Origin of the sequence: [Pantoea] beijingensis, from assembly GCF_022647505.1 — a bacterium.
Lineage (GTDB): Bacteria > Pseudomonadota > Gammaproteobacteria > Enterobacterales > Enterobacteriaceae > Erwinia > Erwinia beijingensis.
Window position 1 is genome coordinate 1,952,280 of sequence record NZ_CP071409.1, and the last position, 14,626, is coordinate 1,966,905.

Annotated in this window: 14 protein-coding genes and 4 pseudogenes; 6 read left to right on the forward strand and 12 right to left on the reverse strand. The window is 51.4% G+C overall.

The window, feature by feature from the left end:
- Window positions 1-47: 47 nt before the first annotated feature.
- The 4 genes and pseudogenes from J1C60_RS08775 to J1C60_RS18690 form a co-directional block, all read right to left on the reverse strand.
- Window positions 48-995: an omptin family outer membrane protease gene (locus J1C60_RS08775; RefSeq protein WP_375139763.1), complete on the reverse strand. Its 948-nt coding sequence runs from the start codon at window positions 993-995 to the stop codon at window positions 48-50.
- Window positions 996-1,107: 112 nt separating this feature from the next.
- Window positions 1,108-1,478, reverse strand: a pseudogene (locus tag J1C60_RS08780) (ExeA family protein); the annotation flags it as partial.
- 130 nt (window positions 1,479-1,608) lie between these two features.
- Window positions 1,609-2,088 (reverse strand): annotated as a pseudogene (locus J1C60_RS08785) (IS481 family transposase); the annotation flags it as partial.
- A 166-nt stretch (window positions 2,089-2,254) separates the two neighbouring features.
- Window positions 2,255-2,359: pseudogene (locus tag J1C60_RS18690) on the reverse strand (recombinase family protein); the annotation flags it as partial.
- Between the two features lie 262 nt (window positions 2,360-2,621).
- On the opposite strand from J1C60_RS18690, the pseudogene J1C60_RS08795 reads away from it, so the two are divergent.
- Window positions 2,622-3,118: pseudogene (locus J1C60_RS08795) on the forward strand (LysR family transcriptional regulator substrate-binding protein); the annotation flags it as partial.
- A gap of 41 nt (window positions 3,119-3,159) precedes the next feature.
- Here J1C60_RS08795 and J1C60_RS08800 read toward each other — a convergent pair.
- The 8 genes from J1C60_RS08800 to pspF all read right to left on the reverse strand — a co-directional run bounded on the left by J1C60_RS08800 (window position 3,160) and on the right by pspF (window position 12,202).
- Window positions 3,160-4,302 (reverse strand): CMD domain-containing protein, encoded by a 1,143-nt coding sequence (locus J1C60_RS08800; protein ID WP_128174594.1) that lies wholly within the window; start codon window positions 4,300-4,302, stop codon window positions 3,160-3,162.
- Window positions 4,303-4,648: 346 nt separating this feature from the next.
- Window positions 4,649-5,437 (reverse strand): enoyl-ACP reductase FabI, encoded by a 789-nt coding sequence (fabI, locus tag J1C60_RS08805; protein ID WP_128174592.1) that lies wholly within the window; start codon window positions 5,435-5,437, stop codon window positions 4,649-4,651.
- Between the two features lie 164 nt (window positions 5,438-5,601).
- A complete protein-coding gene (sapF, locus tag J1C60_RS08810) occupies window positions 5,602-6,408 on the reverse strand; it encodes a putrescine export ABC transporter ATP-binding protein SapF (RefSeq protein WP_128175051.1) in 807 nt (268 codons plus the stop codon).
- Window positions 6,408-7,400 (reverse strand): putrescine export ABC transporter ATP-binding protein SapD, encoded by a 993-nt coding sequence (sapD, locus tag J1C60_RS08815; protein WP_128174590.1) that lies wholly within the window; start codon window positions 7,398-7,400, stop codon window positions 6,408-6,410. The genes sapF and sapD overlap by 1 nt, the downstream gene beginning before the upstream one ends.
- Window positions 7,400-8,290 (reverse strand): putrescine export ABC transporter permease SapC, encoded by an 891-nt coding sequence (sapC, locus tag J1C60_RS08820; RefSeq protein ID WP_128174588.1) that lies wholly within the window; start codon window positions 8,288-8,290, stop codon window positions 7,400-7,402. The genes sapD and sapC overlap by 1 nt, the downstream gene beginning before the upstream one ends.
- Window positions 8,277-9,242 (reverse strand): putrescine export ABC transporter permease SapB, encoded by a 966-nt coding sequence (gene sapB, locus J1C60_RS08825; protein ID WP_128174587.1) that lies wholly within the window; start codon window positions 9,240-9,242, stop codon window positions 8,277-8,279. The genes sapC and sapB overlap by 14 nt, the downstream gene beginning before the upstream one ends.
- On the reverse strand, window positions 9,239-10,867 hold the full coding sequence (sapA, locus tag J1C60_RS08830; protein ID WP_128174585.1) for an ABC transporter substrate-binding protein SapA: 1,629 nt from the start codon (window positions 10,865-10,867) through the stop codon (window positions 9,239-9,241). Before sapA ends, sapB begins: the two co-directional genes overlap by 4 nt.
- 342 nt (window positions 10,868-11,209) lie before the next feature.
- Window positions 11,210-12,202 carry a phage shock protein operon transcriptional activator gene (pspF, locus tag J1C60_RS08835; protein WP_182611401.1) on the reverse strand — a complete coding sequence of 331 codons (993 nt, stop codon included), beginning with the start codon at window positions 12,200-12,202 and terminating at the stop codon, window positions 11,210-11,212.
- Between the two features lie 167 nt (window positions 12,203-12,369).
- Between pspF and pspA the strand changes: the two genes are divergently transcribed.
- From pspA to J1C60_RS08860, 5 genes are all read left to right on the forward strand, one after another.
- A complete protein-coding gene (gene pspA / locus J1C60_RS08840; RefSeq protein ID WP_128174584.1) occupies window positions 12,370-13,038 on the forward strand; it encodes a phage shock protein PspA in 669 nt (222 codons plus the stop codon).
- A 75-nt stretch (window positions 13,039-13,113) separates the two neighbouring features.
- Window positions 13,114-13,341, forward strand: a complete 228-nt coding sequence (gene pspB / locus J1C60_RS08845; RefSeq protein WP_128174582.1) for an envelope stress response membrane protein PspB — start codon at window positions 13,114-13,116, stop codon at window positions 13,339-13,341.
- Window positions 13,338-13,700, forward strand: a complete 363-nt coding sequence (pspC, locus tag J1C60_RS08850; protein WP_128174581.1) for an envelope stress response membrane protein PspC — start codon at window positions 13,338-13,340, stop codon at window positions 13,698-13,700. Before pspB ends, pspC begins: the two co-directional genes overlap by 4 nt.
- Window positions 13,701-13,743: 43 nt before the next feature.
- The gene (pspD, locus tag J1C60_RS08855; protein WP_128174579.1) at window positions 13,744-13,983 is read left to right on the forward strand and encodes a phage shock protein PspD; all 240 of its coding nucleotides are present in this window, start codon (window positions 13,744-13,746) and stop codon (window positions 13,981-13,983) included.
- Between the two features lie 122 nt (window positions 13,984-14,105).
- Window positions 14,106-14,618, forward strand: a complete 513-nt coding sequence (locus J1C60_RS08860) for a GNAT family N-acetyltransferase (protein ID WP_128174577.1) — start codon at window positions 14,106-14,108, stop codon at window positions 14,616-14,618.
- The last annotated feature ends 8 nt before the right edge of the window (window positions 14,619-14,626 follow it).

Here is a 14,626-nt window from a genome sequence, read left to right on the forward strand (position 1 = left end):
CGGAAATGTCTCATGGTTTTTTGTATATGCTGGCATTAACTGCCCGCTCAGAAGCGGTACTGTAGACCCGCTGTCAGGCTATAATTTTTATTTTCGATACCAGCTACATCGCCGCCCTCATGGCTCGATTCGCCACTTACACGGTCAATTACCTGCGTCCCCCCTTTACCCTGAGAGTATTTGCTCCAGGTAAACTCGGTGAATACTTTGGCGTTAGGGGTAACGTAATAACCTACATCCATCGAGGCCGAATAATAGTTGGAGCCGCTGGTCTTTTCACGGAAGGTCAAATCACGCATGTAGTGCTCATCGTTGTCTCTGGCTTCAACCCAGGGGCTGAACTTCAACAATGCATTAAATTCAATATCCCGATACCGATAGCCGCCAGCCAGACCGACGTATGGCATACTGAATTTTTGCTGGTAGCCAATTCCGCGCTCTCCGCGAGGGAAATCGCCGACGTAGTTGCCGTTATCATACTGGTAGTGACCGCCAAAAGCAGTCCAGCTAAAACGGGTCTGTTGGTAACCAACTACCGCACCTACTTTATAATCAGAGCGTTTTACCAGCCAGGCTTTGGCATTGATATCAAATTCATTAGCATGATTAAGGCGGGTATTCGGGCTGTTTGACCAGTCAGTCCAATGTGACTGGCTGGTATCCAGCCAGTCGTAATCATCCATTCCCGCTCCACTTGAGGCCAATGTGGTCCAACCCCTTGCATTCAGCGTTAACCAAAAAAGCGGATCCCAGGAAATATCACCTTTAATGATGGCTGTATTGTTGATCTTCCAGTTGAGTTCGCTAACCTTTCTGCCGTTATCGTCGTCATACACAAACTCTTTAGACTCACCGCCAAGCCAACCCAACGAGGTATTGACGGTTATGCTATCGGCAGCAAAATTAACGGAATAAGGTCCTTTCTCATTTTGAGCCAGGGTGACATTAGTTGCCGCTAAACCTAAAATTCCAAACTTTATCATGTATTTATTCATCATTAACCATTCCTTTGACAATAGACGAGGACCTGATTTCAGGCCGGTCAGACCTGAAAGCAAGTAAGTTGCCTCTGGCACTGTTAAAGGCAACTTACTTGCTTATAAACCCTCAAATTGGCAGCCCGATGGCCAGCAGCCGATCGCGGAACTCTGACGACCTGACAGGGTCGAGCTGATTATTGAAGAAGGCCCGAATCTCTGCCAGCCTGGCGTCAAACAATTCCCCCATTTCTTTCAGACGATACCCATGACGCGTCAGGGCAGGTTCCAGATCATTCAACAGCCGCGAAAGTACCGACTCAATCAACGATACTGTTATAGGCTTCTCTCCGGTCTGATAACTGGCTTCAATGGCCAGCGTCAGATGCAGATGGATCTGCAAAGGCGTACGCAGTATCTCAGCCAGCAGTTCGATAGCTTCGGTTGTCAGGGTATCTCCGGTTTGCAGTGTTCCGCGCAGGCACTGAGCAGCCAGTGGATATCATGGTCGAACTCCACGAACATTTCGTCGTCAAACAGATCCCACTTGAGAAAAACCGTTTCAACGGCCATATCCGGCTCCACTTAATAGACGGCGCCGTCGACCGTCACTTGAGCATCTCCCCCAACAATATTCCTGATAGGTGACGCCACTGCGATCGTATACGACGCTGAATATCGTCAGTGTCGGTACTCCATTTTGGCGGGATCAACCCATTCTGGCTGTTCAATATGTTTGAGATCGGAAAGAGACATATCGAACGGCCAGCAGTCATTGCTGTATTCCGCCTGAAACCTGACGGCCGGAGGTTCCCGTAATAAACGGGACTGGTCGAGGCGAAACCGGGAGATATAACGTCCACTGTCTGGCGACGTTGCAATCCTGGTGGCACTTTGATCAGCCCCTGACCAATCTCGACTCCATGCTCCTCAAGTAATTATATCGCCCTGGACGTCGACAGGTGACGATCGTATTTGTTGGTAGTACTCAGTTTAAGGGCGGCAATAATCTTGCAATACAGCGCCGAGGTGGACAACACCCTGGGTTTGCCATGATCGCGGCGGTATGCGGTTTCAGGTCACGCCGGAGAGCCCGGTAGACCGATGCCCGATCAATCCCAAGCGTACGGGCGATGGTGGTTGCCCCATTTTTCATCCACATAGAGGCGATGGACTTCGGCCGGATCAATGTAAGGTTTGCGGTCACGGTAGACACCGCGCACTTTTGCCGCGATCCCCTCCAGCTGCCATTCGGAACACCCCTTTCGACTGACACCGCTGGCTTTTTCTGCACGAATAACTTCACAGCCGGCATCGCGCAGGATTTGCGTCTGTAAGACCAGATCCTGAGCGTTGGTTGAAACGCGGGCGTACCCATACATAATGGTCATATTTGCTTGAAATGTATCATTTGCCTCTAGATGGAAGGAAGATAGCGCGAGGGTACATTAAAAAAAACGTTTAATTAGACATAAAAAGCGGTTCATGGTTTTTTCTGGTTGTGGTATACCCAAAATTAACGATTGGTGGCGTCGAGAGGTGGATTTTGATTTGCAGTTATTGTGAGCACGGGCACGGGAATGGTGATTGCGAGCATGAAAAGATAAACGCGAGCATGTGGGTTTTCAGACGCGACCCGCTACACATACGGTTGACGTTGGCATTGGTTTTTTGAGCTTACTACGCTGCGTGAACTTCATTTTCAGGTCGAATCTCTGAAGGATAATGGCACTGAGCTGTTATTCCATCCCCGGCATTTTCCTCAACTGGTCGATGAACGACCGCTACAGCTCGATCAGGTAGCAGGCATTCCGCTTTGTTTAGCGGAATCGACGCGCTACTTTCGTCGTTATCTTGATGTGCATTTTCGCGAGGCGGAAGTTCCTTTGCGACTGATTATGGAAAGCAGTTCTATTTTCCAGTTATTGCAAGGTGTACAGGTAGGTCTGGGGTGTTTGATTACGCCGGTTGGTCATTTACTCACGGAAATGGCACCGGAGTTAGGCTGCCGTAGGCTGGCTATCGCGCCTATGTCGCGCCAGGCTGCGGTGGTAATTGCCGAACCAGGCTGGGCGACGCCGTTGTCGCAGCATTTTTTTGATGAGGTTCGACGCTGGCTGGCGACAATGTTAGCGGAATAGAGCCGCAGCATAATACAGACATCGCCGGCCAACAAAAAAGCTTATCTCCCCAGCGTTTGCATCAGCCGGTTATTCCAGTTAGCTATCGCGACACTCAGGACCACACGCATGATTTCGCACGGTGATAGCCCCAAATCCAGCAAGGGGCGCAGGTGCGCTGCGCTAAAACGATCGGGTGAGCGGGTAAGTTGGGCCGCAACGTTAATCAGTGCGTGTTGAAGTGGCTGGCTCCCCGCCGCATCCAGCGCTTCACCCACTCCCAGACGCAAAGCATCACGCAGGGGGCCCTGATAGCGATTAAAGCAGTTTGCGCTGCCGTTAATTCGTGCGCTCACCGCCGCGCTGAGGTCCGCATGTTCCGCGACCCGTTCAGGTTGCAACACATCCATCAAATGCGCCCAGCCATACAAGGCTTTAGCATCATGAGCCAGCAGCCAGAGGCAATGTTCTGGCACCTGTAGCGGTTGCGAATAGGTGAGAGCCTCCAACTGTTCCACACTGGCATAACGCAATTCAACCGGCGACAGTGTCGGTTGTTTCGGTTGTTGATTGGCAAAACAGCGGATATCAGCATCCGTTGGGGCATGTGCGCCGGGGATCCAGCGTACCGGTAAGCCCATTAATGCCTGAATGCCCGCAACAATGCGTGCCTGATAACACACATAGCCAATTACGTGGCTAAAGCTAACGATATCGGGCTCGGTAAGCCCCACGTCTTCCAGGCGTTTCAGCGCCGCGCCGTCAATAAGTGTCGGCTGGCTGGCAAGTTGGCGGGCGTATTGCGTGATCTGCGTCAGACGATTATTACTTTCGCGTGAAGAATCGGGGCCAGGCAGCGGGTTGAGACGGGCGGCATAATGGTTGCAAAGACGCTGGATGCCTGCAACCTGCGCGACGGTTAGCGCAGTACTCAGGCGATCGTACAGTGTCAGCGTGTGGGTAAGCGAGGTGTGCAACGTATCCGGAAGCAGTAGAAGACTAAGATCGCGGGAGGCTAAAAAAGGTGCACGAAAGTATTGCAGTGCCTGCAACAATTCACCCTTAAGTTGCTGCATTAAGCCCAGCAAAAACCGATCTTCAACTTCAGCGGCTTCGGGAACCAGCGGCGATTCCTGTTCAGCGCAAGCACTGGATTGCGTTTCATGGTACCAGTGGTTGTTGCCAGAATAACGGCGTTGTTCCATGGTCATTCCTTTTCAAGTTTACTGGCCCGAACGTTCAACTGATTAAGGAGAGGGAAAAGCGGTTACGTCGGGCCTGAATGGCTTAGCTATCCTCGCTGAAGCCGGTGTGTAAACCAAAGAATGTTAAGTGATAATTAATAGCGAGAAGTTCTATGCCGTAAACGTGAGCAGGCGTGCTGAAAGATATTTTACTGACGGCGCATCAACAGATTAGAGCGGTTTAAGGTAACCCGATAGATTCTCAGGCTGAGGTATTGCGGAAGTGCCAGCAAAGCGATGGAAGCGAGCGCAGGGATAATAATCAGCAGTAAAAGTGGGCGAGGCCATGTGAGCCCCGCCACAACGATTATTTCAGTTCCAGCTCGTTCATGGCTGCAATACTGAAACCGCCATCAACGTGCAGAACTTCACCCGTTACACCAGCGGATAGATCGGAACACAGGAAGGCGGCGGAGTTACCGACATCTTCAGTGGTCACGGTACGACGAATCGGCGTCACGGCTTCGCAATGCGACAGCATTTTGCGGAAATCTTTAATGCCGGATGCGGCGAGAGTACGGATTGGGCCTGCAGAGATCGCGTTGACACGAATGCTTTCCGGACCCATAGCGTTCGCCATATAGCGCACGTTCGCTTCGAGAGAAGCTTTTGCCAGACCCATGACATTATAGTTAGGGATGGCACGCTCGGCACCGAGGTAAGAGAGCGTCAGCAATGCGGAATTTGGATTCAGCATAGTGCGGCACGCTTTAGCCATCGCGACAAAGCTGTAGGCGCTGATGTCGTGCGCGATTTTAAAGCCTTCACGCGTCACTGCATTAACATAATCACCATCCAACTGGTCAGCCGGAGCGAAGCCGATGGAATGCACAAATCCATCAAATTTTGGCCAGGTTTTTGCCAGTTCAGTAAATAGCGCGGTGATGCTCTCATCTTCGGCGACGTCGCAAGGCAGGACAATATCGGAACCCAGTTCTTTGGCAAATTCCTCTACGCGACCTTTCAGTTTGTCGTTTTGGTAGGTGAATGCCAGTTCCGCGCCCTGTTTGTGCATCGCTTGCGCAATACCGTATGCGATAGAGAGTTTACTGGCAACGCCAGTTATCAGAATGCGCTTACCGGAAAGAAAACCCATAGCTGTAATCCTTATGGTCATTGTTGTTGGCGGCCGCTTCGTTTAAAAAGTGAGCGACCGACGTTAATCGACCCGGCGATTCTAGCACGAGTCGTGGGGAGGAGTAAGCAGACCTGTGATGTCAGCGGCCCGACGGCAAAAACACCGCGTTTGCCGAGGCGGAGTCAGAGGTCGCGCCGCCATGCATCTGCGGTTAATGCTTCACCAAAATGACTGGTGATAAGACGCCGGGTAAGCTCGTGTAGCGGAGATGCCAGCACATCGGCGGTACTGCCACGTTCGACCACTTCTCCCTGGTGCATCACCAGCACCTGATCGCTAATATGTTTCATCATGCCGAGATGCTGAGTCACATAAATATAGGCGATACCGTGTTTCTCCTGGAGTTCAAGCATCAGGTTAATCAATTGAGAGCGCATCGACATATCCAGCGAAGCAAGGGCTTCGTCAGCCACAATGACTTTGGGTTGCAGGATCAACGCTCGGGCAAGGCCAACACGCTGGAGCTGTCCCGGTGCCAGCATATGTGGATAGTGTGCTGCATGATCGCGTAACAAACCAACCTGGCGTAGCGTCGTGATAATTCGTTTCTCACGTGCTTTTGCATCAAGATCGGTATTGAGACGCAGCGGTAAATCAAGAATTTGGCTAATACGCTGACGTGGATTGAGTGAGGTAGAGGGATCCTGAAAAATCATGCGGATGCGTTGGCTGCGATAGCCATAGTCACCGTATTCCAGCGGATGATCGTCTATCATAATTTCACCGGCGGAAGGCGCGATCATACCGCTAAGCATTTTTGCCAGCGTCGATTTCCCCGAACCATTCTCGCCAATAATCGCCAGTGTCTGTTTTTCCCGCAGCGTAAAACTAATGGCCTTTACCGCTTCCACGTGCTGGCGGCGAAACAGACCGGTTCGGTAACGGTAGGTTTTGGTTAAATTTCGCACTTCAAGCAGCGTTTCGACCATCACTGACTCTCCATGTTAAGCGGGAAATGACAGGCAAAAAGGTGTGATTTTGTGCCAGATAATCGTGGCGTGTCGATACACTTCTTCTGGGCATAGGGGCAGCGCGGCCCCAGACGGCACCCAATAGGTAAATGTTCCAATGAAGGGATCGCGCCCGGTAAGGTATTCAGCCGGCTTTTATGCGGTAATGAACGCCCAAAATCCGGCATGGCGCGGATCAGCGCTTGGGTATAAGGGTGATGAGGCGCGGCAATCAGTTCCTCGCTTTCGGCGGTTTCTACCGTTTGTCCGCAATACATGACATTAATACGATCCGCCCATTGGCTCAGCATCTGCAAATCGTGGCTGATCAACAAAATCGTGGTGTTATTGTTCTGGTTAAGGCGCGACAGCAGACGGAATATCTGGGCTTGAGTCGTCGGTTCCATGGCGTTTGTCGGTTCGTCGGCGATCAGCAAACGCGGCTGATTGGCCAGCGCGATGGCGATCATGACTTTCTGGCACTCACCATCGGTTAATTCGTACGGAAAGCTGCGCATAATATCTTTATGGTCTTTGATGCCCACTCGATGTAACAACTCCATGGCGCGGCGTTGGCGCCAGCGAAAGCGCTGATACCAGCGTCCTTTATAGGTCCAGCCTGGGATAGCTTGTATAATCTGGCGGCCAATGCTTTCTGACGGGTCCAGACAAGACTGTGGCTCCTGAAAGATCATCGAGACGTTATGCCCAATAAGGCGACGTCGTTCACGTGGTGAAAGGTGCAACAAATCGATATCATCCAGCCGCATGCGGTCAGCCGTGATACGCCAGTTGTCTTTAGTCACACCACAAATCGCTTTGGCAATAAGGCTTTTGCCTGACCCCGATTCGCCGACCAGACCACGCACCTCTCCTGCGCTCAGGGTAATACTGATACGGTCAACGGCTTTGACCGGCCCGTCAGCGGTCATAAACTCAATCGTTAGATTGCGGATATCAAGTAACGGCATTATTCCACTCCCGCTTCAATGGCACGGCGGACACCATCGCCCAGCAGGTTAACAATCAACACGCTGACCATAATCGCCGCGCCGGGCAGCATCACCGTCCAGGGCGCAACATAAATTAATTCCAGTGAATCCCCTAACATCGCGCCCCATTCTGGTGAGGGGAGCTGGGCCCCTAAATCAAGGAATCCCAGTGCCGCAATATCGAGAATAGCCAGCGACAGCGCGCGGGTAAACTCGGTCACAAGTAACGACAAGATATTGGGGAGGATCGCGTGCCAGAGAATATTCAGGCTACTTGCCCCATCAAGTCGCACTGCCGTCACGTAATCTTTTTCCAATTCATCGTGTACCGCACCGTAAATAGCACGCACAAGGCGAGGGAGGATCGCCAGCCATACCGCCAGAAGAGCGTGTTCAAGACGTGGTCCAAGAAAGGCGACGACCACGATGGCCAGCAGCAGCGAAGGGATGGATAACAGCGTATCCAGGATGTGGTTCATTACTGCTGAACGCAGGCCGTGGGTGAGTCCGGCAAACACGCCCAACACCATCGCGCACAGTGCAGCAAAAATGGTGACCAGGATGGCTGAGCCGACGGTAGGTGCCGTGCCGCTGAGCAGACGGCTCAATACGTCCCGCCCGAGATCATCGGTCCCAAGGAAAAATGAGACATCTCCGTAACGTGACCATGAAGGCGGAAGTAATTGATAGCCAAGAAATTGTTGATCCAATCCATAAGGCGCAGCCAGGCCGCCAAAAATGCACAGTAACAGCAGCGCGGCAAAACCGTACAGGCCGATCATCGCCGTAGTATCGCGATAAAACAGCCGCCAGGTATGGCGAAACGGGCTGGGTAACCGCTTTTCAGCGTAAATGTTATCGGAGGGCATACCACTCCTTATGTTTCAGCGGATTCATGATGGCACCCAGGATATCAGACAGAACATTGACGGTGATCACCAGACCACCAACGAGCATGACACCCGCGGAGATAGCGGCATAATCCTGCTGGCGAATGGCATTAATCAACCAGCGGCCTAAACCTGGCCAGTTGAAAACCATTTCGGTAATCATCGCCAGCGTTAGCATGGTAGAGAACTGTAAGCCCAGACGTGGGATCACCGGCGGCAGGGCATTGTGTAAGACATGGCGACGAATAATCGTAAAACGGGAGAGGCCACGTGTCGCTGCCGCTTTAATATAGTTTTTATCGATCACATCACTGGTGCTCAGGCGTAGCAAACGAATCATTTCGGTAGTGGGTGCCACGGCCAACGCCGTAACAGGCAACACCATATGCGTCACTGCGCTCATCAGCATCTCATGGCGCCATGGCGAATCTGACAGCCAGGCATCAATCAGAGAAAATCCCGTGATGGTTTTCACCGGGTAAAGTAGATCGACACGACCGGAAACCGGCAGCCACCCGAGGTTTAACGAAAAAAATAGCGTCAGCAGTAGCGCCAGCCAGAAAATTGGCATTGAGAACCCCAGCAACGCGAATGCGCTAATGAGTTTGTCCTGCCATTTATTGCGCATCACACCCGCGATGATACCTAAAGGAATACCCGCTATAAGTGCCATGCTAAAGGCCAGAATACACAACTCCATGGTGGCGGGGAAAACCTCACGAAGTTGCAAATTAATCGACTGGCCGTTGATGCTTGAAACGCCAAAATCAAGTTGCAGAATCCCCTTAAACCAGAACAGCAAGGCATCCAACAGAGACGCCCCCTGTAGCGGGGCATGCGGGGTAAAATAACTCAGGCTAAAACCAACCAGCGTCAGCATAAAGAGTGTGATAATCAGTAACACCATTCGACGCAGCGTATAGATAATCATGGTTTCTCCTTTCCTGCATCGTTGCGATGCACGCCAGCAAAGGAGGCGTTACCGAACGGGCTGAGTACCAGACCCTGTATATCGTGGCGATAGGCCTGTAAACGTAGCGATGATGCCAGCGGCAACATAGGTAGTTCCTTCTCCAGAATGCGTTGCGCTTCGTTATAACGATCGATACGTGATGATAGCTGTGGCGTCAGCAACGCCTTGTGAAGGACCTCATCAAACGCCGGGTTGCACCAGTGCGCCAGGTTAGTCTGTGAATTAATTCCCGCACAGCTCAGCAGCGGGCGGAAGAAGCTGTCAGGATCGTTACTGTCAGTTGACCAGCCGCTTAGCGTCAGGTCATGGTTTGACTCCATCAACTGGGCTTCCTGAAACCGTCCTTCAACTTGCACAATGGTAACCTGCACGCCGATTTGCGCCATATCAGCCTGGATTAGCTCTGCTGTCTTCATTGGGCTTGGGTTCCAGGATTGCGAAGCAGAGGGCACCCATAGGTTAAAATGGAGCTCCCCAATGCCCAGTCTTTTTAACTCTTCCCTGGCCTTTTGCGGATTATAAGGTGTGACGTGCGCATTACTGTCATAGGCCCACGACGCACGTGGCAAAATGGATGCAGCGGTTTCTGCAGTACCATAATAAATCGATTCCATCAGACGTTCATTGTTGATCGCCAGCGCCAGCGCCTGGCGAACTTCAGCACGATCCAACGGTGGTTTGCGGGTATTAAAGGCGAGATAGGCGATATTCATGCCTGGACGTAGCGTTAAACGTAGGCGTGGGTCATCACGTAAAATGGAGAGCTGACTGGCTGCGGGGTAGGCCAGTACATCGCACTCACCGGTCAGCAGCTTGGATAAGCGGCCAATGCCACCCGCGCCCAGATCAATTACCACCTGGGGCATACCTGGCACGCCGCGCCAGTAGTCACCGTTACGGGCCAGCCGAATATATTGCCCGGAACGGTATTCGCTCAGCATAAAAGGGCCGGTGCCCACGGGTTGGCGATCTAACTCTTCCTGGCGATTAGTTTTACTGAGATTCGCGGCATATTCAGCAGACAGCACTGGCGCATAGTGAGTGGCAAGATGCCAAAGAAATGCGGCATCCGGACTGTTCAGGCGGATTTCTACCGTCGAGTTATCCAGTTTGGTCACGCTTTTGACCGAATCGGTAAATTGCAGACTATCGAAATAGGGATAGCTGCCGCCGTTGACGTTATGCCATGGATGATGACGATCGAACATGCGGGCAAAACTAAAGACTACATCGTCAGCGTTCATCGTACGTGTCGGCGTAAACCATTGAGTATGCTGGAAAGCGACATGACGCCGCAGATGGAAACGATAAGTTGCACCGTTGTCCAGTACTTCCCAACGCTCAGCCAGTTCAGGCATTAGGCGATAGGTATAAGGATCGACATCAAGCAGACGATCGTAAAGCTGAGCGGCAAGCGTATCGACCACCAGCCCACCACTTGCCAGTTGAGGATTAAAAGTGTTCATGAGGCCATTGACGCAATAAACAAAGCCGCTTTGGCGGATGTCTGTTGGTGCTGCGGACCACGCAGAAACACTTATCACGCTGAGTCCGAGGAGCAGAGTGGAGAATATTTTTCGCATTAGGCTACTGAGGTTCACGGGCAATGTGCTGAGTGTATCGTACTCTATGCGTTGCCCCAAAGTTTGATGAGATAACAGACGCGTTCCAGCTGATTTTATGCTCATTCTGATGATGACAACAGTTAGCAGGCAGAGAATAGTCCTGATAATATTGTGGAAATGAGAACTATTCTCAAAAAATGCTTTACAGATGATATTGAGAATGATTACTATTCATATGCGCTTCGACGGTGGCTCTACCGAAGAAGAGCACGACATTGCTCACATTGCTTCCAGTATTGTTTAGCCCGCCCTGCGCGGGCTTTTTTTTGCCTTCGGAGGGCTCATCGGGTACTGACCCGATTACCTCTCTTGCTGAGGTCGAACACCGTGTTTTTTCAACATGGCTCTGAACTGGTGGTAAGTGACCCCAAGAAGCTCGGCGGCACGGCGCTGGTTAAAGCGCGCTTGCTGCAGACTGTTCTCCAATAGTTTTTTTTCCTGTTGATTCTGCCAGTGACGTAAATCAATCGGCAGTTCGGGAGACGCGGGATCGCGCGATTCCGGCTCGGAGTACGGGGGGGGCCGGTGAAAAGGGTTAAGAATAATCGTATCCAGCGCTTCATCCGTGCTGCTGTGACGATATACCGAGCGCTCCACCACGTTTTTTAGTTCGCGCACATTACCAGGCCAGTGATAATCCAACAGCACCTGCTGTGCCGCAGGCGAGAAGCCAGGAAAAAGCGCCATGCCCAGTTCACGGCACATCTGAATCGCAAAATGCTCCGCCATCACTAAAATATCGCTACGCCGCTCGCGAAGCGGGGGAAGCTGGACCACATCAAACGCCAGCCTGTCGAGCAGATCTGCACGGAATCTTCCTCGGCGCGCAAGCTCAGGCAGATCATCATTTGTTGCGCACACCAGTCGAACACTGACCTGCAAAGGTTGGCTACCGCCAACACGCTCAAGCTGACCGTATTCAATGACACGCAGTAATTTCTCCTGCACCAGCATCGGTGCCGTTGCCAGTTCGTCAAGGAACAGCGTGCCGCCATCAGCGCGTTCAAAGCGCCCAAGATGGCGTTTTTGCGCGCCGGTAAAGGCGCCCGCTTCATGGCCGAAAAGTTCGGAGTCGAGCAAATTTTCATTCAGCGCTGCACAGTTGAGAGAAATAAAAGGACCCTGCCAGCGGTTGGATAGGTAGTGTAACCGGCTGGCAATCAGCTCCTTACCGGTACCGCGTTCGCCAGTGACCAGTACCGGTTTGTTAAGTGGAGCCAGGCGTGAAACTTGCTCAAGCACTTCAAGAAAGTTATTTGATTCACCTAAAAGGTTATCGCGGTGTTCTGACATGATGAATTTCACCAGGTGTTAGTGTTTAAAACTAAATTACGCGTTCAACAGCATCAAGTAAAGCTAATGAATGCTATAAAATCAATAAGATAAAAACTGGCACGCATTTTGTATTAAAAACAACAGCGCATGGCGCAACACAGACAATATGAATGAGGATGTTAATTATGGGTATTTTTTCTCGCTTTGCCGACATTGTGAACGCCAACATTAATTCGCTGTTGGAAAAAGCTGAAGATCCACAAAAGCTGGTACGCCTGATGATTCAGGAAATGGAAGACACGCTGGTTGAAGTGCGTTCAACCTCTGCACGTGCTTTGGCGGAAAAGAAACAGCTGGTTCGTCGTATTGAACAAGCGGAGGCCCAGCAGAACGAATGGCAGGAAAAAGCTGAGCTGGCTCTGCGTAAAGACAAAGATGATTTAGCACGCGCAGCACTGATTGAAAAACAGAAGCTGGCCGATTTGACAGGGTCACTGAAGCACGAAGTCGCGTTGGTGGAAGAGACGCTGGACCGTATGAAGGGTGAAATTGGTGAGTTAGAGAAAAAACTCTCTGAAACTCGTGCCCGTCAGCAGGCGCTGACGCTACGCCATCAGGCGGCATCCTCTTCACGCGATGTTCGTCGTCAGCTCGATACCGGTAAACTGGACCAGGCGATGGCGAGATTTGAATCTTTTGAACGACGTATCGATCACATGGAAGCGGAGGCAGAAAGCGTAGGTTTTGGCAAGCCTAAATCACTGGATCAGGAGTTTGCCGAACTGAAAGCTGACGATGCGATTAGCGAGCAGTTAAATGCATTAAAAGCCAAAATGAATAACCGCAGCGAATAATGCTGCAGGGATCGGGCATCTTCATCAGATGCCTGCCCGTGACCGGTTTCGGGTAGAAAAGATCAAGGAGAGGGAATGAGTGCATTATTTCTTGCCATACCGTTGACAATTTTTGTGCTGTTTGTGGCACCTGTCTGGTTATGGCTTCATTACAGCAATCGCCAAAATAACGGCGCTGAACTATCCCAAAGCGATATGCAGCGCCTGCAGCAACTGACGCATGATGCGAAACGCATGCGCGAACGTATTCAGGCGCTGGAAGAGATTCTGGATGCCGAACATCCTCGCTGGAGGCAACCATGACAGGATTTTCATTAAAAGGAAAAAGCCTCTGGCGCATTCCGCAACAGGGCAAGATTAAAGGTGTTTGCGCCGGTATTGCTCATTATCTCGATATCCCGGTGCGGTTGGTACGGGTAATGGTCGTGCTTTCAATGATTTTCGGTCTGTTTTTCTTCACGATCGTGACCTATTTTATTTTAAGTTTGGTGCTGGACCCGATGCCCTACGGCATGGAGCAGGAAGAACGTCAGCCTACGACGGGAGAATTACTGAACGATCTTAGCACTGAGCTGACATCAGGCGAACAACGCCTGCGTGAGGTTGAGCGTTATGTCACCTCGGAAACTTTTAGTGTCCGCAGCCGTTTCAGCCAACTGTAGCGTTGGTCTGACCGGTTTGACTGTTTTTCGTAAGGAGTTTGTTATGCGCCAGTGGCAACAACGTTTTCGCCAGCATGCCGCCCCTGCGTTGAAGTCAGTGGGTAAATTTATGTTGATTAATGCTATCTCGTATGGCCCGGCAGGTATCACTGGTTGGGCCGTTAAATCGGTGGCGCGGCGTCCTTTAAAAATCGCACTGGCCGTTGTGCTGGAACCATTACTTAAACGCGCGACCGCTAAAATAGTCCGGGCCGTAGCAAGACGAGCCGGTGGGGCGGCGTGATAATTACGCATGCATCACGTCGGGATAGGTGAAAATAGCACGATGCATGTTACGCTTCCGTCATCAATGACTCATTGCCATGCGCCGATGGGTCATCCTTCCCCTACGATCAGGACCTTCCGATGACGCTCAAAAATATCACCACGCGACTAGCCAGATTGCAGGATGCTGAAAACATTGCCGACTTACTGATTGCGAATTCTGCTGATAATGGCGGTGAGCTGTATGGCAACTATTCTGTAGAGGTCGTTGCCGAGTGGATCGAACGCGCGACACCGACGCTGGTCGCATTGGATGAGGGCAGAGTGATTGGGGTGCTTTTTACCGCTGAAAAAGCGCGGGTAAAAGCCAAGCCAGTCGTGGAGATGCTCAAAGTGTGGCCTGGTGATGCTGATGCGTATCTCTATGGTCCGGTATGTATTGATGTGGATGCACGAGGCCAAACGGACCAGCAGCAAAAACGTGTTTTCACCGAGCTATACCGTGAATTAAAACAGCAGTTTCCAACGCGAGAAGGCCTGCTGTTTATTAACACGGAAAATACACGATCGATTGCCGCCCACCAACGTCTTGGCATGACCCGAGTGGCGGATTTTACCTGCGAAGGTACACAATTTGTGGTGATGACCGTGTAGCGGTGATG